This is a genomic window from Terriglobia bacterium, from assembly GCA_032252755.1.
In the GTDB taxonomy this organism is placed as follows: Bacteria; Acidobacteriota; Terriglobia; order Terriglobales; family Acidobacteriaceae; genus JAVUPY01.
The window spans coordinates 89,608-109,742 of the sequence record JAVUPY010000029.1 but is presented as its reverse complement, the minus strand read 5'-3'; the positions used below and the strand labels follow the sequence as shown (position 1 = coordinate 109,742).

Genomic DNA, 20,135 nt, shown 5'->3' with positions numbered 1-20,135 from the left:
ACAAGTTGCGTCAATATCGGACACGATCTTCACTTCTGAACTTCAGTACCGCCATTCTTCAAGGGCTTAAGCACGCGGACTTTGGCTCCGAACGTGCTCTAAGCGAAGGGTTTCGGAGACTTGCATGGGGACTCTCGTCCAGGATCTGCGTTCCTCGTTCCGGCAGCTGTGGAAAGCCAAAGGTTTTGCAACGCTGGCGATTGTCACGTTAGCGCTGGGCATTGGCGCGAACACCGCGCTATTTACGATCGTCAACGCCGTCCTGCTGCGACCGCTGCCATACCTGCATTCCAATCGCCTCGTAGCGATTGAGGCGGGTACTAAACTGCAGACCGGACAGGGAACAACGTCCTGGCTGAACTATCGCGACATCTGCGATCAGTCGCACGTCTTCGCTGCCGTCGCGGGTTATTCCAGCGACGTCAGTGTCGTTGAAACGAAAGACCGCTCCATTAGCGTTGTCGCTCCGCATGTCACGCCCAACACGTTCCCGATGCTTGGCGCGCAGCCGCTACTGGGACGCACGTTTACCGAAGCCGAAGGGCAGCCCAACGGCGAGCAATCCGTCATTATTTCCGAAGGACTTTGGCGGTCGAGTTTTCACTCCGACCCGAACGTCCTCGGCAAAGCTGTTCGCGTCGGCGGCATCCCGCGCACGATCGTCGGCGTGATGCCCGAGTCGTTCCGCTTTCCCGAGGAAATGGGCCACGACATCACCGACGGTGTCTGGCTGCCGATTCAGCCCACGGGAGAGATGCTGAACGATCGCGGGTATCACTTCTTCAGCATCATCGGACAACTTCGACCCGGTGTGTCGATCGAGCAGGCGCGCGCCGACCTGAGCCAGGTCTCAAATTACATCGCTCGCGTCGATCCCAAGAATGAGAGGGGCTTGCGGTTCGTCACTGGTTCCTACCAGGAGATGCTGACCGGGCCGGTTCGCCCCGTCTTTTATGGGCTGCTGGGAGCGCTTGCGCTGTTATTGCTCATCGCGTGCGCCAATGTCGCGAACCTGCTGATCGCACGTTGTATCGCGCGTCGCCATGAATTTGCCGTACGCGCCGCTCTCGGCGCCGGTCGCGCACGTCTTGTCCGCCAGATGCTCACGGAAGGCGCAGTGCTCAGCCTGCTCGGCTGCGGTTTCGGCTTTGCTCTGGTGCAGATAATCCTGATTGGAGTTTCCAAACTACCGCCTGACACGATTCCCAGCGCGAGTTACATCGCGGTTCACTGGAACGTTGTATTGCTGCTGGCTGCCATCGCTACCTTCACAACCGTCGTTTCCTCGATCGCCCCAGCATTTCTCGCCGGCCGAACCGATCCGCAACCGGCGCTCCAGGCTGGTTCGCGCGGAGTCGGTTCGCGTTCCGCCAGCGGACGCCTCACCCGCGCGCTCGTCATCGCAGAAGTTGCACTCGCGACTGTGCTGCTGTGCGGAACCGGACTACTGTTCCATACGTTGTGGAACCTTGAGCACACGCGCCTTGGCTTCGACGTCTCCCGAATCACGACGTTCACGGCGATGCCTGCCGACGCCGCTGGTTTCTCCAACCTCCTGGTTTCACCGGACATCGCGAACGCACCCACCTCTGTCGGCGTCACCGCCTACGCGCCCGTGCTCAACCGCATTCGCCACTCGCCCGGAGTAGAAGACGCCGCGCTTGCAACGGCACCGCCGCTTTCTGGCGTACAACTGGGCACGAGCTTCGAGGTTCTCGGACGGCCCAAGGATCCCGGCCATGAGCTCGATGCGCGGATCACTGCCGTGAGCGGCGACTACGGCAAGACACTGGGCACCGCAGTTGTACGCGGCCGCATGATCACCGATGACGACAATGCAGCCGCGCCCTACGTGATCGTCATAAATGAAACTTTGGCGAAGCAATTCTTTCCCAATGAAGATCCGCTGCAGCACCAGATCGATCTGGGCGGCAAGGATACGGGGATGTTGCGCCCCTACACGATCATCGGCGTGATCGCCGATCAGACCGACGACAAAGTTGGGCAACAGGCGCACCCAATGCTGTTTGTGCCTTACCAGCAGGTTCCGACGACGTCGCTCTTCTACCCGGCATTGCTCAAGACCATCATCACGTTTGTCGTAAAGACCCGTGGGGATGTTCCCGTCGCCCCCGAAATGCGTTCCATCTTCCACGACGTTGCGCCCAACTACGCGCTGGATAATTTCAAGGCCATGCGCGAGATCGTGAGCAGCCACATCTTCTCGGAGCGCCTAGGTCTTTACCTGATCGCCGCATTTGCGGGACTCGCGGTCGTTATGGTCGTCGCGGGACTCTACGGCGTGCTGGCGCAGTTGGTCAGCTATCGACGCCGCGAGATCGGCATTCGCATGGCTCTCGGCGCCACGCGCGAAAGCATGGCCTATCTAGTTCTCAAGCAGGGCTCCGTTCTACTGGCCGGTGGTCTCGTTGCTGGCCTGGTGCTTGCCGCACTGGCAGGACGCTTGATCACCGGATTCCTCTACAATGTGCGGCCGCTCGACTTGCTGACTTACGGAGCCGTTGTCTTCATCGCCCTGCTGATCGGGACAATGGCGTCGCTGATCCCGGCGCGCCGGGCAGCCACCGTGGAACCGATACAGGCACTGCGCGAGGACTAGAACTTCGTTGTGCCGTGTGCTCGCGCGGTGGCGAGCACATGCGAGTTTGTTTGAGCCCTGTTATTCTCCTAACCCCAACTTGCTTTCTCCGTCCAAGCTATGCCAGTATCTATGGCTATCCAATATGACAACTATGGGAAAGCAATAGGAGCGATAGTGGGAGACAAGACCGACGTTTGGCAAGGAACACTCGCACTAATGGTGCTGAAGACGCTGGAAACGATGGGGCCGCTGCACGGGTACGGCATCGCCCGCCGCATCGAGCAGACCAGCGGGGATCTTCTCTCGCTGAACTACGGCACTCTCTATCCCGCGTTACTGCGGCTCGAGCAGGAGGGTTCCATAACTTCGGAGTGGGGCGTCTCCGAGAACAATCGCAAGGCGAAGTTCTATCGGCTCACACGTTCTGGCCGCGCGCAGCTTCGAAAGGAAACTCGTGAATGGGAGCAGGCGACGGCAATCCTCGCGCGATTCCTCGCGACCGGGGAGGATTTGCCATGAAAAAGCTCCGAGTATTTCTCGTCCGCTTCTTCGGCCTTTTTCCAAGCCGGAGTCGTCAGTGTGAATTCAATGAAGAGCTCCAATCTCATCTGCAGATGCACATCGATGACAATCTGAGGGCTGGGATGACTCCGGAAGAAGCTCGTCGCGACGCCATGCTCAAGCTCGGCGGCACAGAACAGACCACCCAGGCTTATCGCGAGCGCGGGACCATTCCATCCATCGAGAAGTTTCTGCAAGACATTCGTTTCGCCGTCCGCCAACTGACGCGGTACCCGGGTTTCACGATCACCGCGATCCTGATGCTCTCGCTCGGAATGGGGGCGAGCATCGCGATTTTCAGCTTCGTCGATGCAACGCTGCTGAAACCGCTACCGTATCGCGACCCCAACCGGCTGGTCGATGTCACCGAGAGCGCATCCGTCTTCCCTCGGGCAAACCTCTCTTATCTTGATTATCTCGACTGGAAGAGACTGAATCACGTCTTCAGCTCGATGGACATTTACACCGGCCGCGGATTCATGATGAAGGCCGGTAACGCGGTTGACCTGGTCTCCGGAGCGCGAGTCACCGATGGCTTCTTCCGAACCCTGGGCGTGAAGCCGGTTCTTGGCCGAGATTTCTATGCCGGAGAGGACAAGCCTGACGCCCCCAACACCGTCATCCTGAGCTATGGTGCCTGGCAGCGAAGATTCGGTGGCCGAGCCGACGTCATTGGGAAGACTGTCGTGCTGAGCGATACAGCGACGACTATTGTTGGCGTGCTTCCGCGCAACTTCTATTTTCCGCCTCGCGGGGATGCAGAATTCTGGGTTCCACTCCGTCCCGGCGGCTTGTGCGAGACTCGACGAAGCTGCCATAACCTCTATGGCATTGCGCGGCTCAGGGAAGGGATCAGCGTGGCGGCCGCTCGGGCGAACATGAAGGCCATCGCCCGCCAACTCGAGTTGCAGTATCCAGACTCGAACCGGGATCAGGGCGCCGTAGTACAACCACTCTACGAACTCATCGTCGGCGATGTCAGGCCGATTCTGCTGGTCCTGCTCGCCGGCTCCGGCCTGCTGCAATTGATTGCCGGAGTGAACGTCGTGAGTCTCCTGCTGGTGCGGTTCGAAGCCCGCCGTCGCGAAGTCGCGGTCCGCGGCGCGCTGGGTGCTTCTGTTTCGCGCCTGATTCGACAGTTCATCACCGAAGCATTTGTTCTCGTGGCTGTTTCCCTGGCCGCCGGACTGGCTGCTGCGTATCTGGCGATGCGCGTCCTGATCGGAATGCTCTCCGAGGACATCCTGTTCAGCATGCCTTACTTGCGGGACGTTGGGATGACTGTGCATGTGCTGCTGTACGCGGTCGGAGTTGCCCTGCTTTCGTGGCTGATGTTTTCGATTGCGCCCGCGATGCGCCTCTCCGTCACGGAGATGAGAGCTGATCTAAACGAGGGAAGTCGTGCCGCCTCGAACACGATGTGGAAACGTTTCGGCTCCAACCTCGTTGTCGTGGAACTGGCGCTCGCGATGGTGCTCCTGGTTGGGGCTGGATTGCTGACCCGGAGCCTTTATAACCTGTTGAACGTAGATCTTGAATTCGAGCCGCAACACCTGGCGACGCTAACCGTTAGTGCGTCTGACGAAAAGTATGGAAAGAATGAGCAGCAAGTCGCATTTGCGCATGAGATTGAGAGGCGTGTTCAGCGTTTGCCCGGTGTTCTTTCCGTCGCGATTGGCAGCAGGCTTCCAGTCAGCGGTAACGGAAACACCAGTTGGATCCGGATTGTCGGCATGCCCTATAACGGCGAACATCATGAGACCAACGAGAGGGAAGTCAGCGCAGGATATTTCAGGACGATCAAGGCTCCCCTCCTGCGCGGGCGGGAGTTCACCGAAACCGACGATGCCTCACACCCAAACGTAGTTATCGTAAACGAGGCGTTTGTCCGCAAGTTCCTGCCTGGGCAAGATCCGATCGGCAAGAAGATCGGAGATACGACGCTGACGCCAAAGTCTCTTCGGGAGATTGTCGGGGTCGTCGCCGATATCCGGGAGGCGTCGCTCGATGGCGAGATCATGCCGGCCGAATACCTTCCCTTCGATCAAAGTCCAGAGAATTATCTGAGCGTGATAGTGCGGAGTTCGCAGTCGGAAGCGTCTCTCTTGCCATCGATCGTGTCTACAATTCGCCAGATCGACCCGGGAGTTGGCACGTTGGATGAAACCACGATGATGCAGCGCATCAACGATTCGCCGACTGCATATCTGCATCGCTCCGCAGCATACCTCATTGGCGGTTTCGCAGCGTTGGCACTCCTGCTCGGGATTATCGGACTGTACGGTGTCATCGCCTATTCCGTCGGTCGCAGGACACGCGAAATTGGAGTGCGAATGGCGCTCGGCGCGCAGCGCAGCTCCGTGTATCAACTCATCCTTAAGGAGGCAGGGCGACTTGCGGCCATGGGAATCATTCTCGGTATCGTCTCCTCTATTGTTGCCGCAACCCTGCTTCGGAAGCTCCTGTTCCAGGTTCATGCGTGGGACTTGGGTACATTGAGCGTTGTCGTGCTGGTGCTGGCGGTCGCGGTCATCCTGGCGAGCTATCTCCCGGCTCGGAGGGCGGCCTCGCTTAACCCGATGGATGCACTGCGCACGGAATAACTGAATCAAAGTGCATTTCCGGGACATTGTCTTGTCATTTACAATTGCCCCGGTGAAACTCCCAGCCAATTTCCTGCAGGTAGCGCTCCTTGGGTTTGCCGGCACTCTGTCGGCGCAGCAGGCCGCGCAACAGCCGCAGATCAAGGTTAACTACCTCAACGTCTGCACCCCCGGGACGGGCGAGAAGGCCGCGATACTGGCGGCACTTGAGCGGCTTCCGGCCGTGCCGCGTTTCAGCACCGACTTCGAAATTGCACGTGGGCGGACGACGGTGGCCGAGGATGCACTTTCGGCTGGTCCGGACGCCAGGCCGGGCCCGCCGCAACTCTCGCGCTGGGTTCGGATTCGCAAAGAGTTTATTGATAGTTCGCCTTATCTCAACGCCCAGTACACGTTCAGCCTCACCGGTGACAAGGCGGACGAGCTATTGGTATTTCGGTTTCGCGAGCCGAAAGATGTCTTGCAGGTTACGATTTCGGATGAGGTCGAATCGCTGCCCAATCCCGCGCAGGTGGTTAGTACGCAAACGCCTGCCGATCGAATTCGCCTGGAGCGGTTCGGAAAGTCCTCGCTTGTGCTGGCGCGTTGCCCCGGGGCGGACCAATCCGCCTACGAGCCGCTCTTCCAGAAGGCATCAGAAATCCTGAATGCCTACCGGGAACATATGGGCGCGCGCACCGTGGTGGCGCAAGACCTGCCGAAAACGGCCGAGCGACCGCCGGCGGCAAGCCGTCCGAAGTCGAAGCGAAAACCCTGAGTCGAATCTTTTCTCAATGTAAGGAATCAATCAACACATGGAAGAAATCCGCAACACAGTCATCATGGGATCCGGATGCGCCGGACTTACGGCCGCGATCTACGCGGCCCGCGCCAACCTGAAACCACTCGTCCTGGAAGGCCACGAGCCTGGCGGCCAGCTTTCGCTTACGACACTGGTTGAGAATTTCCCGGGATTTCCCGAGGGAATTCAAGGGCCGGAACTGATCAACAACATGCGCAAACAGGCGGAGCGCTTTGGAGCGGAATTCAAGACCGCGCACGTGAACAAGGTTCACCTGACCTCGCGTCCGTTTACGCTCTACCTTGGTAAGGAGGAAATCAAGACCAGCAGCCTGATTATCGCCAGCGGAGCGACCGCGCGGTGGCTTGGACTTCCGAGCGAGCAGGCGTTGATCGGTCATGGAGTTTCGTCCTGCGCGACCTGCGACGGCTTCTTCTTTTCCGGCAAGGAGATCGCGGTGATCGGCGGAGGAGACTCGGCCATGGAGGAAGCACTCTTCCTGACCCGCTTTGCTACCAAGGTCACGGTGATCCATCGTCGTGATGCCTTCCGCGCCTCGAAGATTATGCTTGACCGCGCCAAGGCGCATCCGAAGATCGATTTCCTGCTCGACACGGTTGTCGAGGAAGTTCAGGAGCCGGCGAAGAAGGAAGTAACGGGGTTGAAGCTGCGGAACGTGAAGACTGGAAAATGCCACGACTTTCCGACGTCGGCGATGTTCCTCGGCATCGGCCATATCCCGAATGCCTCGATGTTCAAGGACCTTATCGATCTCGACGGCGACGGTTACATTCGCACCCGCGACTATGTCTTCACCGGCGTTCCTGGCGTGTTCGCCTGCGGTGACGTGCAGGACCGGCGTTATCGGCAGGCTATCTCGGCCGCCGGAACCGGTTGCATGGCGGCGATGGAAGTCGAGAGATTCCTGGAAGAACACGGAAAATAAAGGTGCAAGGCACAAGGCGCAAGGGGCCATGAAAAACTCTTGAACCTTGCACCTTGAGCCATGTACCTGCCTTCCGTGACGACGGTCATACCGCGAAATCGCCCCGCATGTGATACAAACTATGGTCGCACCTCCGGCGACCTTACTTGAATCCATCCGGGCGTGTGCCCGCGGAGCCGTAATGTTACGTGCATTGTTCATTGGGCTATCTGAAAGCAAATCCTTAAGACATTTTGCCGAACGTTCTGCGATGGGACAGAAGATGTCCCGCCGCTTTGTGGCCGGAACCACGGTCGAAGAACTCCTTAATGCGACCGAAGCGGTCAATAAACTGGGCATTCGCGTCAGCGTCGACAACCTTGGCGAAAACGTCACCAGCCGCGACGAGGCGCTGCACAGCCGCGACCTGTATCACCAACTACTCGACGAGATCAACAAGCGCAAGCTGGATGCCAACGTCAGTCTGAAACTCACGCACATGGGCCTCGACGTCGACGAGAAGCTGGCGCACGACATCGTGAACGAACTGCTGGCGCACGCGGTTTCCATCAACAGCTTCATTCGCATCGACATGGAAGGCTCGCCCTACACGCAGCGGACGATCGACTTCACACGCGCACTGCACAACCGGAATGGCAACAAGGGACGGGTTGGAACGGTGCTGCAGTCGTATATGCGGCGAACCGAAAATGACGCGAAACTATTGTGCTCGGAGGGCATTCGCATCCGTCTCTGCAAGGGCGCGTACAAAGAACCGCCAGAGGTCGCGTTCCAGCCGAAATCCGAGGTCGATGCCAATTACCTCAATGTGGCGAAATACCTGCTGAAAAGCGGTACCTTCCACGGCCTGGCCACGCACGACGAAAGTATCATTAGCGAGATAAAGAACTGGGCGCGCGCCGAAAATATCTCGCCCAGCAGCTTCGAGTTCCAGATGCTCTACGGTATTCGCCGTGACCTGCAGGAAGCGCTCGTGAAAGAAGGGTGGGGAATGCGCGTATACATTCCGTTCGGCACGGAGTGGTATCCGTACCTGATGCGACGCCTGGCCGAGCGGCCGGCGAACGTATTCTTCATCGCGAAGAATATCTTGCGAGGGTAACGAGTACCGAATCGCGAGCTACAAGCTTAAAGTTCATTTCGAAGCCGCGGAATATCACTTCGCTTCGTGATACCGCGGCTTGCCATTTCCCGGGTCGGTGATAGTTTTTTGGGCAGATTCGTCCCGAGGATCGCCCATGAAGAGGGTTTTCACCGTTGTGGTTCTTGGCATGTTGCTCGCCTCTTGCGGCGGCGGCAACGGTCCCGATAGCCAGCCTCCGGCTACCTTGACCAGCGGGAACTGGACGTTCTACCCACCGACGGTGGATTCCAACCAATTCTTTTTCTTCGGCGGCAACCTCACGCAGACCGGTTCAACGGTCTCGGGAGTGGCGTATATCGGTCTCCCGGATTGTGTGTCGTTGATGAACGGCGCGCCCGTTACAGGGAGCATTCGCGGAAATTCGTTGACACTACAGACGGGCACGACGGTAGTCGTAAAGATAACCGGCACGATTTCGAATTCGAAGTCCGTCACCGGCACTTACTCCGTGAGTGGAACGTGTGATGACGGGGCACACGGCAACATTACAGGAACATATATCCCGCCGCTCACCGGAACGTGGAACGCTACCGAGGTTATCAACGGAGCCTCGGTCGCAATTACGTTGAAGCTTACGCAGCAGGAGACTCCCAGCCTGGAGGGGTACTTTCCGCTGAGCGGCACAGTCGAGTACGTTGGATCACCATGCGTGGTTTCGGCCACGGTTAATTCACAGTCGCTGGTGCTTGGTGGCATGGTCGGAATCGTTGTGGATACCAGCGAGGTTGACGGTGGAAGCGGCCAACTGATGTATGCCGGTGTGCTCGAAGATCCTGCAACAGCTACCTCATTCAACACCGTTGAGCAGGTAATGGGTGGAGGATGTTTGAGCAGCGGCAACTTGATCACGTTCACAAAACAGTAGGCCCGCGGACGGTCTAGAATCACACTATGGCACGCACAGAAGAGTTTCACGTTAACGGCGAAGACCTGGTTCGGAAATTCAAAGAAATCGTCGAGAGCGGGATGGCCCGCCGGATCATCATCCGCGATGAACACGATAAGACGCTGGTAGAAATCCCGCTGGCAGTTGCAGCGGTGGGGACGGTGCTGGCGCCAGTACTGGCGGCAGTGGGAGCTTTGGCCGCCCTGGTGACCAAGTGCAAGATCGTGGTGGAGAAGGTGGACTGACCCAGATCTGCTGACGACGGCAGATGTGGGACATAGAGGAGAAGACTGTCCGGGGCGGTATTAGGCCCGTGGTTATTGACGAGAGGGTCAATTGTTGCTGCAAAGAAACGGTCTCGTCATTTTGCCGACTTCAGGGTATTATTCCGCAACTCCCAAGAGAGAGGTGAGCCGTGTACGCAATCCTCTGTATCTCACAAGAACCTAACACGCTGCACAGCGTAACTCTGGTGCTGCGGTCACGCGGTTACATCTGTATCTCGGCGGAGTCGGCCGAAGAGGCACAGGGGGCGTTCGCGGGAAGCGGTGCCGACCTGGTCATCCTCGACCATGCACTACCCGGCAGCGAGAAATTGGCGCAGGCCCTCAAGGCGCAACGCAACGTTCCGCTCATCATGCTGGCTGGCCTCAGCGACGTCCTTCCCACCATGGGTTTCGTCGACCTGCTTTGTCCGAAGCCCGTTAACGGACACGAGGTCCTGCGAGAGGTGGATTCGTTCCTCGGGGGAAAACGTAAGGTCGCGGGAGAACGGTAACCCTTCCCCAGTTCGCAACTCATCAGCCTGTCAAGGGCGACGACCAACCCACATCTGCCAACTGCGGTAGATGCAGGGCAGGGAGCTAGTTAGGCTACCGACGAAGCGGTTCGAGACTTGCTGACGATCCACTGCAGCATCTTCGTAAACTCCCGCGCGTCGAGTGGTTTATGCACGACGAGGTCGACGTTGAGCGGCTTTTCGACGAGAGAAGTCCCGGAGAGCAGGATGAGCGGCACATCGTTTAGCTGCTTCAGGCGCTTGGCGAGCGCCAGCGCATTTCCCCCGACCAGATCATTGTTCAGGATGACAAGATCGACTTTGCTCTGGCTGTAGGCTGATGCGGCTTCGTCAGGATCCTGGGCGGAGAGGCAGATATACCCGCAGGACCGGACGATGATCGACAGAGCGCTGATGGATCGTATCTGATCGTCGATGCACAGGACTGCGTACATACCAGCCTTTCCAAGACCATTCTTTGTGACTGACTGCACCCGATTGTGAAGGGGATGAAGTCCGTTGTCTATAAGACAAGAGTACAGGGGGTGTATTTCTAGGAGACTCCGCCAGCCCCGTTGGCATCTCGAGACTTGAACGCATGGCACTGTTCGTGGTGCTCAGCCAAGGCGCGCACAGCCAAGTCGTACTCCTTCCGGGCAGACTCCGCCTTTCGGCGCGCGGGTTTTGCGAGCTCGGGCATCCAGCCACTCACCTCGGCGAGCTGCTCGGCGAAGGCCCAATCCCGGCTTGCCTTTGAGACGACTGCCTCCAGATGGTGGCATGTAGCGCAATCCAAGGCAGACGACTCCTCGCCGTGAGTAGATGCCGATTCAAAGGCGGATGATGTCCCCATCGGTGACACGGGACGGCGGAATTGTGCAGCCCGGGCCAGTCACTTTCCCCTGTGACAAAGGGCCAGAAGCATGTGATGGGAATCACAGCCCCTTGGCCAACGTTCCCTGAGAATTCTGAATGGAATCACCTTTTCTCGCGGGAAGGGCGGAGCTAAATCGTGTTTGCAATCCATTCGGCTAAGTTTCTTGCTCCGGGCATCAAGCGCTTTACGATCGAGGCGCCTCGCATTGCCCGAAAACAGAAGGCGGGTCAGTTTGTCATCGTGCGGCTGTACGATCATGGCGAAAGAATCCCGCTAACCATAGCCTGCTCGGATCCCGAGCGCGGCACCATCGACCTGATCGTGCAGTCGATCGGGAAGACCACCTACATGATGAATACGCTCGAGGCCGGCCAATCGATCCTCGACGTCGTTGGGCCACTCGGTAAGCCTTCGGATGTGAAACTCTGGGGCACGGTGGTCGTCATAGGGGGCGGCGTGGGCACGGCGATCGCGTTGCCGACCGCGGCGGCGATGAAAGCGGCGGGCAACAAGGTCATCTCAATCATTGGTGGGCGGACCAAAGAACTCGTGCTGCTCGAAGACGAGGTTCGGGCGGTGAGCGATGTCACCTACATCACGACCGACGACGGCTCCTACGGCGACAAGGGACTGGTCACGGACAAGCTGAAACAGCTTATTCAAAACGGAGTGAGAGTCGACCTCGTCCTGGCGATCGGGCCAGTGCCGATGATGCGGGCGGTGGCGGAGACGACACGTGGCGAGCGCATTCACACCATCGTGAGCCTGAATTCGATCATGGTGGACGGCACAGGAATGTGCGGCGGATGCCGCGTATCCATCGACGGCAAGAGCGAGTTTGCCTGTGTGGACGGGCCGGAGTTCGACGCCCACAAAGTCGATTTCGACATCATGACGGCGCGAAGCCGGATGTATCGCGAACAGGAGTGCGCCTCGCTGGCCCGCTTCCAGGAAGAGCAGAAGCAAAAAGAACTGGCGACTGTGCAGGGAGGAACCAAGTAATGGCAGACGAGAAAAAGGCGCCGGTTAATCCGCTCTCGATGAAGGAGCGAGTCAAGATTCCGCGGCACCACATGCCGGAGCAGGATCCTGTCGTCCGGGCGCACAACTTTCAGGAAGTGAACCTGGGTTACGACCCCGATTTGGCGAAGTCGGAAGCCCTGCGCTGCATTGCGTGCGCCAAGCCGGAGTGTGTGAAGCAGTGTCCCGTGGGCGTGAAAGTGCGCGAATTCGTGGACCTCGTTGTCGCGGGCGACTACCTCGCCGCCATAGCGAAAGTTCGGGAGGACAACGTACTGCCGGCGATCACCGGCCGGGTATGTCCACAAGAAGAGCAGTGCGAACTGGGATGCGTTCTGAAAAAGAAGGGCAGTTCGCTGGCGATCGGTCACCTGGAGCGCTTCGTTGCTGACTACGAGCGCAAGGTAGGGAAGCTCTCTCTGCCGCCCATGGCACCGCCGACAGGTAAGCGCGTCGCGATCGTCGGAAGCGGCCCGGCGGGCCTGACCGCCGCAGGCGACCTCATTCAGAAGGGGCACGGTGTTCGCGTTTTCGAGGCGCTGCACGAGCTTGGTGGAGTGCTCGTCTATGGCATTCCCGAGTTCCGGTTGCCCAAGGAAATCGTCCGGCAGGACATCGATAACCTTCGGAAGATGGGCGTCGAGTTTGAAACGAATGTAGTTGTCGGCAAGACGGTGACCGTCGATGAGTTGCTGAATGAAGAGGGCTATCATGCGATCTTCGTCGCGACGGGTGCGGGATTGCCGCAGTTCCTGAAGATTCCGGGCGAGAACCTGAACGGAATCTATTCGGCGAACGAGTTCCTGACGCGTGTGAACCTGATGCGCGCGTACCGTTTCCCAGAGTACGACGAGCCGGTGTACGACGTTGCGGGAAAGGATATCGCGGTATTCGGCGGCGGCAACACGGCGATGGATGCGGTGCGCACATCGTTACGGCTGGGCGCGAAGAATGCCTACCTGATGTATCGGCGGGGCGAGAAGGAAATGCCGGCCCGCGCAGAAGAGATCAAGCACGCACAGGAAGAGGGCGTGCAGTTCATGATGCTGACCAACCCGGTTGAGTTCATTGGCGAGAACGGATGGCTGAAGGCCGTGCGTTGCCAGAAGATGGAACTTGGCGAGCCGGATGCTTCCGGCAGGCGTCGGCCGGTGCCAGTCGCCGGATCGGAGTTCGAGGTGCCAATCTCGATGGCGGTGGTGGCCGTGGGGACGACGGCGAATCCGCTGGTGCAGTCGACGACCCCGGATCTCGCGACGAACAAATGGGGGTACATCAGCGCGGACCCGCAGTCGCTGCGTACGTCGAAGACAGCCGTGTTCGCGGGCGGAGACATCGTTACCGGCGGAGCGACAGTGATCCTGGCGATGGAAGCCGGACGCAAAGGGGCGAAGTCGATCCACGAATGGCTGACCACAGGAGAGTGGGAGCCGAAGCCGGTGGAACTAGCGAAGTAACTTAACCACGAAGGACACGAAGGGAAAAAAGTCGAAACAGCTTTGTATGACTTTGTGTTCGGGATTCTATTTTCCTACCCGGCGCGGAGTCGTGTCGCGTGCGCTGCTTGCCGCGAGGCGTCGATTGGTATCATCGGCAGGAAGATTTTGAAAGCAGTATAGCTCTTTCCTGGCGTGGTGCGGCTATGGATGCGCACCGCGCCGCCGTGTTTTTCTACCAGGTTACGTGTTACCCACAGCCCCAGCCCGGTGCCCACATCTTTCTTTGTCGTGAAAAACGGCTCGAAGATGCGCTTGCGCAACGAAGCCTTGATCCCGGGGCCGTTGTCGATGACGGTGACGCGCATGCCCGGCATCATCGTCGAACCCCAGTTCTTATTTTCGGAAACTACGATTATGATCTCGCCATTTTGCTCCACGGCGTCGATGCTGTTGCTGATTAGGTTTCCGAACACCTGGCGCACTTCGCCACCCACAGCCGAAATCTCGATTTCATTGCGCAGCACCAGTTCGAGTTTTATTTCCTTCTTCTTGAGCTTAGGCCCATAGAGCATTTGCAGTTCCTGCAACAGCTCGGAAATACGCATTTTGTGCGGCGCCGCGGTTTCGCGATAGAACCCGAGCGTCTGCCGGGTCAGGTGCGACATGCGCGCCAACTCCTGCTCCGCCATCTGGAGGAAACTGGCTGCCGCCTGTGGTTCCTGCAGGTTGTTGCGCGCGAGAAAGACGAGGTTGGTGACTGACTCCAGAGGATTGTTGATTTCATGCGCGATCGTTGCGGCCATTCTCCCAGCCGAAACGAGTTTTTCCGTTTGGATCAGCACCGATTCCGACTGCTTGCGGTCCGTGATGTCCATGGCAACGCCGAGCATGAGGATCGGAACACCCTTCTCGTCGCGCAGAATGCTGCCGCGTGAACGAATCCAGCGGATTCGCGTTTCGGGATCGACCACGCGGAAATCGAATTCGGCATACTCCCGGCCGGTTTCCAGCGCATTGCGCAATGCCAGATGCGCGCGGTCGCGATCCTCCGTGTACATGGAGCCAAGCCAGTTCTGGTACGTCGGCTCGATCCATGGCTTCAAGTTCAGCAACGAGTAATATTCCGGCGACCAGTAATACGTGTTGGTCGTGATCTTCCATTCCCAGGTGCCAGACTTCGTCGCCTGCTGCGTCATCCGCAGACGGGTCTGGCTGGAGAGCAATTGTTCTTCGGAACGATGGAGTTTGAGACTCTCCCGCTGGGAAGACTCCAACGCGCGGCGATATCCTTCTCCCAGACCGATGATGAATAGGCTCACGACGATATAGGTCGCGAGTTCCATCCAATTGGCGATGGTGCCGGCGTGCAATTCCCGAAAAGGCACCACCCAGTTGTACGTTGCTACGAAGCCACCCAAGAGAACGGCCAGAATCGCTGGCACCAGCCCGCCGTACCAGGACGCGAAGAAGACAGCCGCATAGAGGACAAAATAGGGTTGATGCTCACCCAAAAGCGGCTCAAGCCAAGCACGCAATAGAAGGACAGCGACAGTGAAGAGGAGGCTAAGTCCGTAACGGAGCCACGGTGAGCGCACGCTCGGAGCACTCCAACCCGCAAACCGGGCAATCCAGTTGGAAGTGTCTCCCCAGTCCTGCATCCATCAGCTCCGAATCGGAGGGTCTTTGTGCAAGAAACAATCTCAAGTGTAGTGATCTTACATCAAAGTTACTGGTTGCAACGGACACCACTTCCAGAATTCTTGCTCCGCTCGGAAGTGCAAAATGGACAATCCAGAAAAGCGCACTGTCGTACAACACGTGGGCGAACAATCGTGCAATGGCTGGTGCAGACCGTGTATTTGCAGAAAGCTAGCCCCGAATGGCCGTTCTTGCATCCAACCTAACAGAGCTGGACAACAGCTAGAGTGGGCCCTAAAGCCATAATGAACTCGGAGAACCTAACAGATAGCCTTCGCTCGGAATTCGCCTCCATTGTTGAATCCACGGATGATGCCATAATCGGCAAAGACCTGAACGGCACCATCACGAGTTGGAACAAGGGGGCGGAGCGTCTGTACGGTTATTCAGCCAAGGAAGCGATAGGAAGACATATCTCCATGATCTCTCCGCCGGATCGCGGGGACGAAATCGTGGAGATCATGCGCCGGGTGCGCCTGGGTGAGAGGCTTGATCACTACGAAACGGTGCGGCGAACCAAGGACGGCCGGCTCCTCAATATATCGCTCACCATTTCGCCGATCTACGACAATAAGGGCCGCTTGAAAGGTGCCTCGGCCATCGGCCGCGACATTACCGAAACGAGGCGCGCCGAAGAAGCTCTTCGACTCTCGGAACGCCTGGCTTCGGTCGGACGGCTCGCCGCGACAATCACTCACGAAATCAACAATCCTCTCGAGTCGATCGGAAATGTGCTGTTCGTATTGTCACAACGCGAGCTTTCGCCCGAGGATGCGACCCTGGTTCACTATGCCCAGGAGGAGTTGAGGCGCATAACGCAGATCGTGCGACAGACGCTCGCGTTCAACCGTGTTGTCAGTTTTCCCGCGGAATTTGCGGTGCAGGACGTCATGGATGATGTTCTCGATATGTACCAACGAAAGATCCAGAGCACCAGGGCTACGGTGGACCGGCGCTATCGGACCCCCGGGAAGATACTGGCTCATGCGGTAGAAATCCGGCAGGTCTTCGCCAACCTGGTAAGGAATGCGGTGGAAGCTGTCGGGGCAGGTGGGCATCTTCTCGTCGCACTTCATCCCTCGCGCTCTTGGAAAGACCTGAAAGTGAGGGGGGTCCGTATCCTGGTTATTGACGACGGCGCGGGTATCCCCGAGCCTGTCCGCGGGCAAATCTTCAATCCATTTTTCAGCACGAAAGAAGAGCAGGGAACTGGGCTGGGCCTTTGGGTTTCACGCCAGATTGTGCACCGGCACGGAGGAACAATTCGGTTCCGCACGAAAATGCACCGCGGAACCTGCTTCTCGGTTTTCCTTCCACTGCGCCCGCCAAACCGTGATCTCGGCAAAGCGCCGGGGCACGTTTCAAAAGTAGCCTAGAGTTTTCTTCGGAGAATTAAGCCGCCCGGCGGCGGTCAAGGGCTTCGCGAACTTTCTTGCCGAGATCTTGCGGATAAAACGGCTTCTCGATGAGGTCCGCGTCGGGAAAAGATTCCAGTTTCTCGTTCTCAAGAGATCCGGTCATGAACAGGACGCGGATGCCGGGACGCATTTGGCGGATGCGTATCGCCAACTCAGGCCCGCGCATTTCGGGCATGAAATCATCTGTGATCAGCAGGTCGATGCGGGTCGCGCTGTCAGATGCAATGCGAAGAGCCTCGGAAGGCGTGGTTGCGGCGAGTGCATGGAAACCGAATCCGCGCAGCATGGTGGTGACCACTTCACAGATCTCCGGCTGGTCTTCCACTACGAGCAACGTTTCGTTCCCACGGATTTCCGGCATAAGACAAATCCAAAACATGCACTCGGCGAGAACTGCCGCGAGCCGGTTCTTGCCCGAGGTGAGGCACACTATATCCCAGCTTTCGCAGCGTGGGTAGTTACACCGGGAGGTGACCGGTTGACCAATACGATAACATCCGGGCGGTGCTCGTCTGTCTGTGAGCGGACACAGTTGGGAAGAGGTTTTTAGAAGGGAAAGTTGCCTGCCCTACTGCGCGCGGCCATTCTGCTTGCCCAGCAGGGTCTCGACTGTCCGATCGATGCTGTTAATGAAGCCGTCCGGCTCAGGCACGTTCATGATGTTGGAGAGGGCGACATTCCAGCGCTCCGACTGCGGCAGCACTTCGGTGCGACGATCAGGAATGGGCGCCAGACAGTACCCGAGCCACACGACCGTGCAGAGGAAATAGGTAGTACTGATGGTAATCCGCATCGTGAACATTGAAATTGCGGTGTACTGGTTAAACAGCAGCAAGGCTGTCATCGAGATGCAGGAGAAAACGCCAAACCCGAGCGCGATACCAAATAATTGGTGCTTGTTGCTGATTCCCAGATACTTTGAAAAAACGAAAACGAAAAAGACCAGTCCGCATTCGAGGATACGAACGCTTCGCTCTCCGGTCGCCAGCGCAATATAGATCCGGCCATTTCCTGGGTCCGTCTGAATGAAGGCGGTAAGCAAAGCGATGAGAACCAGCAGGAGAAGGCACCAACTAAAAATCATTTCTCCGAACTCGCGGAGCGCCTCATATGGCCGGAAGGACACCAGGAAAATCTCTCGAATTACTCCAAAGCCGAGGAATATGCCAATAGCGCTTGTTGTCCAATAGCCCCTGTAATAAATGGGATAGGAACAATGCCAGAGGATGAACATCACTAATTGGCTGATTACCTGGAATACCGTGTAGTTAAAGAACATCGGGTATTCCCGCCGCAGATTGCGACGCAGCATGGTCACCGCGATAAGGAACTGGATCGCTGGTGCGGAAAACCAGATAAGGTACTCAGGCCAGTGGAGGTGCATATTTCACTGAAGAGAATACCTTCAGGCGGTAACCTGTGCAAGAGATTACTCCCAATAGTGTTGTAACTTACGTAATGTTTTACTTAGGAGTAAACACTTGATGCGGCAACTTTGCACACCGCAACGCAATTCGCGGGATAAAGGCGAACTGGAGGATGCCTAATCGTTACTCGCAAGGCATCCTCGTCCAATTCGAAATGTGTAACCAATTCTTAGTTCATACCACTCGGCATCTCAAACGGAGCAGCGGCAGAACCTTCTCCAAGAAGAGCGATGCGAGTCGCGGGCCTCTCAAACGGTACGCATCCGGGCTTCGAGGGGCTGCAAGCTGGAGTCGGGTACGAACCTTCGCCGGCCTGCAACTTGGGCTCGACGACAAACGGTATGCACCCGGGCTTCGAAGGGCTGCAAGCTGGAGTCGGGTACGAACCTTCGCCGGCCTGCAACTTGGGCTCGACGACAAACGGTATGCATCCGGGCTTCGAAGGGCTGCAAGCAGGTGTCGGGTAGGAACCTTCGCCGGCCTGCAACTTGGGCTCAACGACAAACGGTATGCATCCGGGCTTCGAGGGGCTGCAAGCAGGAGTCGGATAAGAACCTTCGCCGGCCTGCAACTTGGGCTCAACGACAAACGGTATGCATCCGGGCTTCGAGGGGCTGCAAGCAGGAGTCGGATAGGAACCTTCGCCGGCCTGCAACTTGGGCTCAACGACAAACGGTATGCATCCGGGCTTCGAGGGGCTGCAAGCAGGAGTCGGATAGGAACCTTCGCCTCGCTCTGCGGCGAGTTGTGCGGGAGATCCCTGGTGCATGTCTGGGGTGGGGAATGTTCCTTCGCTAAACATCGCTGCCTGAACCTGCTGATTGACCTGAATCATGGTTCCGCAGTAGATGCCGAGGATCAAAAGGGAAAGGGTCGCCAACCACACGAAGTACTTCATGAGGAGTCTCCTGGGTACAAATGGGTTATTGGTGAATCTGGCGAAGTATAAAATTTCCAGTTACTTTAGTAACTAAAAAATTTTTCTGTTCCGAAATCGTAAGTCGTCTGTACCCATATAATGGGTGACTACGAAAAGGTACCCCGTCCTATGGTGTACCTATGGACGATGGCACTTTTGGGTACTTTTGGAGTGGTTGTGGAAAACCGGAATTTCGACAAATCGGGTACTCAAGTCACCTCAAAAGATACGACGACGTATTCTGCCCAGAAGCAGGCGATGCTGCACTGCCCCACCTGCTCCTCTCAACTCCATGAGAATCACTGCAAACTCGTCTGTCCGAACTGCGGGTTTTTTCTGAGTTGTTCCGATTTCTACTGATTCCATCGACCGGTTCATCGCACAGAACAGAGATTCTCAGGGCAAAACATACGGGACTCGTCGCTAAGAATTTCCCAGTCGATGTTCGTGTTTTGGCCGTGAGCGCAGTTGAAGTGCGTTCCGCAGTGATATCTTAGAAGGCTGGCTCGTGTGCGCCGAGCGAAGTAGCGCACCAATCCTGTGGTGGAGGGTGAACGAGAATGATCAAGAGAAAGGGAAGTGCCCACTGGGAAGGTGGATTGATGGACGGCAAGGGAACCGTCTCGAGTGCGAGCGGAGTGCTCTCGAACACGCAATATTCTTTTAAGACAAGATTTGAAAACGGGGTTGGCACCAATCCGGAGGAGTTGATTGCGGCGGCTCACGCCGGCTGCTTCTCCATGGCACTCTCGAAGCAACTGGAAGACGCGGGGATGAAGGCGCAAAGCATCGAGACCGAAGCAACGGTCAGTTTCGATAAAACGGATGGTGGTTTTGCGATCGTGGAGATCCACCTGGATCTGACAGCGACGATTCCGGGAGCAGACAAGGCCAAATTCGAGCAGGCGGCCGCCGCAGCCAAAGCGGGATGCCCGGTTTCCAAGCTCTTCAAAAACAACACCAACATTACACTGGACGCGAAGCTCGCATAGACAAAGCCGCGATATTCTGCACAATTGTGCCCCGCCTCGCGCGG

General features: G+C 57.5%; 19 protein-coding genes. 13 read left to right on the top strand and 6 right to left on the bottom strand.

All coding sequences use genetic code 11. From position 1 onward, the window contains the following. The first annotated feature begins 124 nt into the window (after positions 1-124). The 9 genes from ROO76_07455 (at position 125) to ROO76_07415 (ending at position 10,301) form a co-directional block, all read left to right on the top strand. Positions 125-2,620: an ABC transporter permease gene (locus tag ROO76_07455; GenBank protein ID MDT8067990.1), complete on the top strand. Its 2,496-nt coding sequence runs from the start codon at positions 125-127 to the stop codon at positions 2,618-2,620. 156 nt (positions 2,621-2,776) lie between these two features. Further along, positions 2,777-3,121: a PadR family transcriptional regulator gene (locus tag ROO76_07450; GenBank protein ID MDT8067989.1), complete on the top strand. Its 345-nt coding sequence runs from the start codon at positions 2,777-2,779 to the stop codon at positions 3,119-3,121. Beyond that, positions 3,118-5,766, top strand: a complete 2,649-nt coding sequence (locus ROO76_07445) for an ABC transporter permease (protein MDT8067988.1) — start codon at positions 3,118-3,120, stop codon at positions 5,764-5,766. Before ROO76_07450 ends, ROO76_07445 begins: the two co-directional genes overlap by 4 nt. A 31-nt stretch (positions 5,767-5,797) precedes the next feature. Continuing rightward, a complete protein-coding gene (locus tag ROO76_07440) occupies positions 5,798-6,523 on the top strand; it encodes a hypothetical protein (protein ID MDT8067987.1) in 726 nt (241 codons plus the stop codon). Between the two features lie 37 nt (positions 6,524-6,560). Continuing rightward, positions 6,561-7,493, top strand: a complete 933-nt coding sequence (trxB, locus tag ROO76_07435; GenBank protein MDT8067986.1) for a thioredoxin-disulfide reductase — start codon at positions 6,561-6,563, stop codon at positions 7,491-7,493. Between the two features lie 262 nt (positions 7,494-7,755). Next, positions 7,756-8,595: a proline dehydrogenase family protein gene (locus ROO76_07430; protein ID MDT8067985.1), complete on the top strand. Its 840-nt coding sequence runs from the start codon at positions 7,756-7,758 to the stop codon at positions 8,593-8,595. A 136-nt stretch (positions 8,596-8,731) separates the two neighbouring features. Beyond that, the gene (locus ROO76_07425; protein ID MDT8067984.1) at positions 8,732-9,502 is read left to right on the top strand and encodes a hypothetical protein; all 771 of its coding nucleotides are present in this window, start codon (positions 8,732-8,734) and stop codon (positions 9,500-9,502) included. Positions 9,503-9,528: 26 nt separating this feature from the next. Then, entirely contained in the window at positions 9,529-9,768 is a 240-nt protein-coding gene (locus ROO76_07420) for a DUF4342 domain-containing protein (GenBank protein MDT8067983.1), read from the top strand. Positions 9,769-9,938: 170 nt separating this feature from the next. Then, entirely contained in the window at positions 9,939-10,301 is a 363-nt protein-coding gene (locus tag ROO76_07415; GenBank protein MDT8067982.1) for a hypothetical protein, read from the top strand. 89 nt (positions 10,302-10,390) lie between these two features. On the opposite strand, the gene ROO76_07410 is transcribed toward ROO76_07415, so the two are convergent. Both ROO76_07410 and ROO76_07405 read right to left on the bottom strand, forming a co-directional pair. After that, positions 10,391-10,756: a response regulator gene (locus ROO76_07410; protein MDT8067981.1), complete on the bottom strand. Its 366-nt coding sequence runs from the start codon at positions 10,754-10,756 to the stop codon at positions 10,391-10,393. A 98-nt stretch (positions 10,757-10,854) separates the two neighbouring features. Next, entirely contained in the window at positions 10,855-11,097 is a 243-nt protein-coding gene (locus tag ROO76_07405; GenBank protein MDT8067980.1) for a hypothetical protein, read from the bottom strand. A gap of 216 nt (positions 11,098-11,313) precedes the next feature. On the opposite strand from ROO76_07405, the gene ROO76_07400 reads away from it, so the two are divergent. Together ROO76_07400 and gltA are read left to right on the top strand one after the other, a co-directional pair. After that, positions 11,314-12,180 (top strand): sulfide/dihydroorotate dehydrogenase-like FAD/NAD-binding protein, encoded by an 867-nt coding sequence (locus ROO76_07400; GenBank protein MDT8067979.1) that lies wholly within the window; start codon positions 11,314-11,316, stop codon positions 12,178-12,180. After that, a complete protein-coding gene (gene gltA, locus ROO76_07395; protein MDT8067978.1) occupies positions 12,180-13,655 on the top strand; it encodes an NADPH-dependent glutamate synthase in 1,476 nt (491 codons plus the stop codon). Before ROO76_07400 ends, gltA begins: the two co-directional genes overlap by 1 nt. Before the next feature lie 74 nt (positions 13,656-13,729). Here the strand turns inward: gltA and ROO76_07390 are convergent, their stop codons facing one another. Further along, positions 13,730-15,295, bottom strand: coding sequence for an ATP-binding protein (locus ROO76_07390; protein MDT8067977.1), 1,566 nt, complete (start codon positions 15,293-15,295; stop codon positions 13,730-13,732). A gap of 285 nt (positions 15,296-15,580) precedes the next feature. Here ROO76_07390 and ROO76_07385 point away from each other — a divergent pair, with 285 nt between their 5' ends. Next, positions 15,581-16,711: a PAS domain S-box protein gene (locus ROO76_07385; GenBank protein MDT8067976.1), complete on the top strand. Its 1,131-nt coding sequence runs from the start codon at positions 15,581-15,583 to the stop codon at positions 16,709-16,711. 16 nt (positions 16,712-16,727) lie between these two features. Here ROO76_07385 and ROO76_07380 read toward each other — a convergent pair whose 3' ends face one another. The 3 genes from ROO76_07380 to ROO76_07370 form a co-directional block, all read right to left on the bottom strand. Next, positions 16,728-17,114, bottom strand: a complete 387-nt coding sequence (locus ROO76_07380; GenBank protein ID MDT8067975.1) for a response regulator — start codon at positions 17,112-17,114, stop codon at positions 16,728-16,730. Between the two features lie 207 nt (positions 17,115-17,321). Beyond that, the gene (locus ROO76_07375; GenBank protein MDT8067974.1) at positions 17,322-18,137 is read right to left on the bottom strand and encodes a hypothetical protein; all 816 of its coding nucleotides are present in this window, start codon (positions 18,135-18,137) and stop codon (positions 17,322-17,324) included. A 212-nt stretch (positions 18,138-18,349) separates the two neighbouring features. Further along, complete coding sequence (locus ROO76_07370) at positions 18,350-19,078, bottom strand: hypothetical protein (GenBank protein ID MDT8067973.1); 729 nt, start codon at positions 19,076-19,078, stop codon at positions 18,350-18,352. 584 nt (positions 19,079-19,662) lie between these two features. Between ROO76_07370 and ROO76_07365 the strand changes: the two genes are divergently transcribed. Further along, the gene (locus ROO76_07365) at positions 19,663-20,091 is read left to right on the top strand and encodes an OsmC family protein (GenBank protein MDT8067972.1); all 429 of its coding nucleotides are present in this window, start codon (positions 19,663-19,665) and stop codon (positions 20,089-20,091) included. Positions 20,092-20,135 lie beyond the last annotated feature (44 nt).

Excerpts from the sequence above, each read along its gene's own strand:
- ROO76_07430 (MDT8067985.1), top strand. The coding sequence starts at position 7,756 with ATGTCCCGCCGCTTTGTGGCCGGAACCACGGTCGAAGAACTCCTTAAT.
- ROO76_07420 (MDT8067983.1), top strand. The coding sequence starts at position 9,529 with ATGGCACGCACAGAAGAGTTTCACGTTAACGGCGAAGACCTGGTTCGG.
- gltA (MDT8067978.1), top strand. The coding sequence starts at position 12,180 with ATGGCAGACGAGAAAAAGGCGCCGGTTAATCCGCTCTCGATGAAGGAG.
- ROO76_07390 (MDT8067977.1), bottom strand. The coding sequence starts at position 15,295 with ATGCAGGACTGGGGAGACACTTCCAACTGGATTGCCCGGTTTGCGGGT.
- ROO76_07375 (MDT8067974.1), bottom strand. The coding sequence starts at position 18,137 with ATGCACCTCCACTGGCCTGAGTACCTTATCTGGTTTTCCGCACCAGCG.
- ROO76_07385 (MDT8067976.1), top strand. The coding sequence starts at position 15,581 with ATGAACTCGGAGAACCTAACAGATAGCCTTCGCTCGGAATTCGCCTCC.
- trxB (MDT8067986.1), top strand. The coding sequence starts at position 6,561 with ATGGAAGAAATCCGCAACACAGTCATCATGGGATCCGGATGCGCCGGA.
- ROO76_07410 (MDT8067981.1), bottom strand. The coding sequence starts at position 10,756 with ATGTACGCAGTCCTGTGCATCGACGATCAGATACGATCCATCAGCGCT.
- ROO76_07455 (MDT8067990.1), top strand. The coding sequence starts at position 125 with ATGGGGACTCTCGTCCAGGATCTGCGTTCCTCGTTCCGGCAGCTGTGG.
- ROO76_07370 (MDT8067973.1), bottom strand. The coding sequence starts at position 19,078 with ATGAAGTACTTCGTGTGGTTGGCGACCCTTTCCCTTTTGATCCTCGGC.
- ROO76_07445 (MDT8067988.1), top strand. The coding sequence starts at position 3,118 with ATGAAAAAGCTCCGAGTATTTCTCGTCCGCTTCTTCGGCCTTTTTCCA.
- ROO76_07425 (MDT8067984.1), top strand. The coding sequence starts at position 8,732 with ATGAAGAGGGTTTTCACCGTTGTGGTTCTTGGCATGTTGCTCGCCTCT.
- ROO76_07380 (MDT8067975.1), bottom strand. The coding sequence starts at position 17,114 with ATGCCGGAAATCCGTGGGAACGAAACGTTGCTCGTAGTGGAAGACCAG.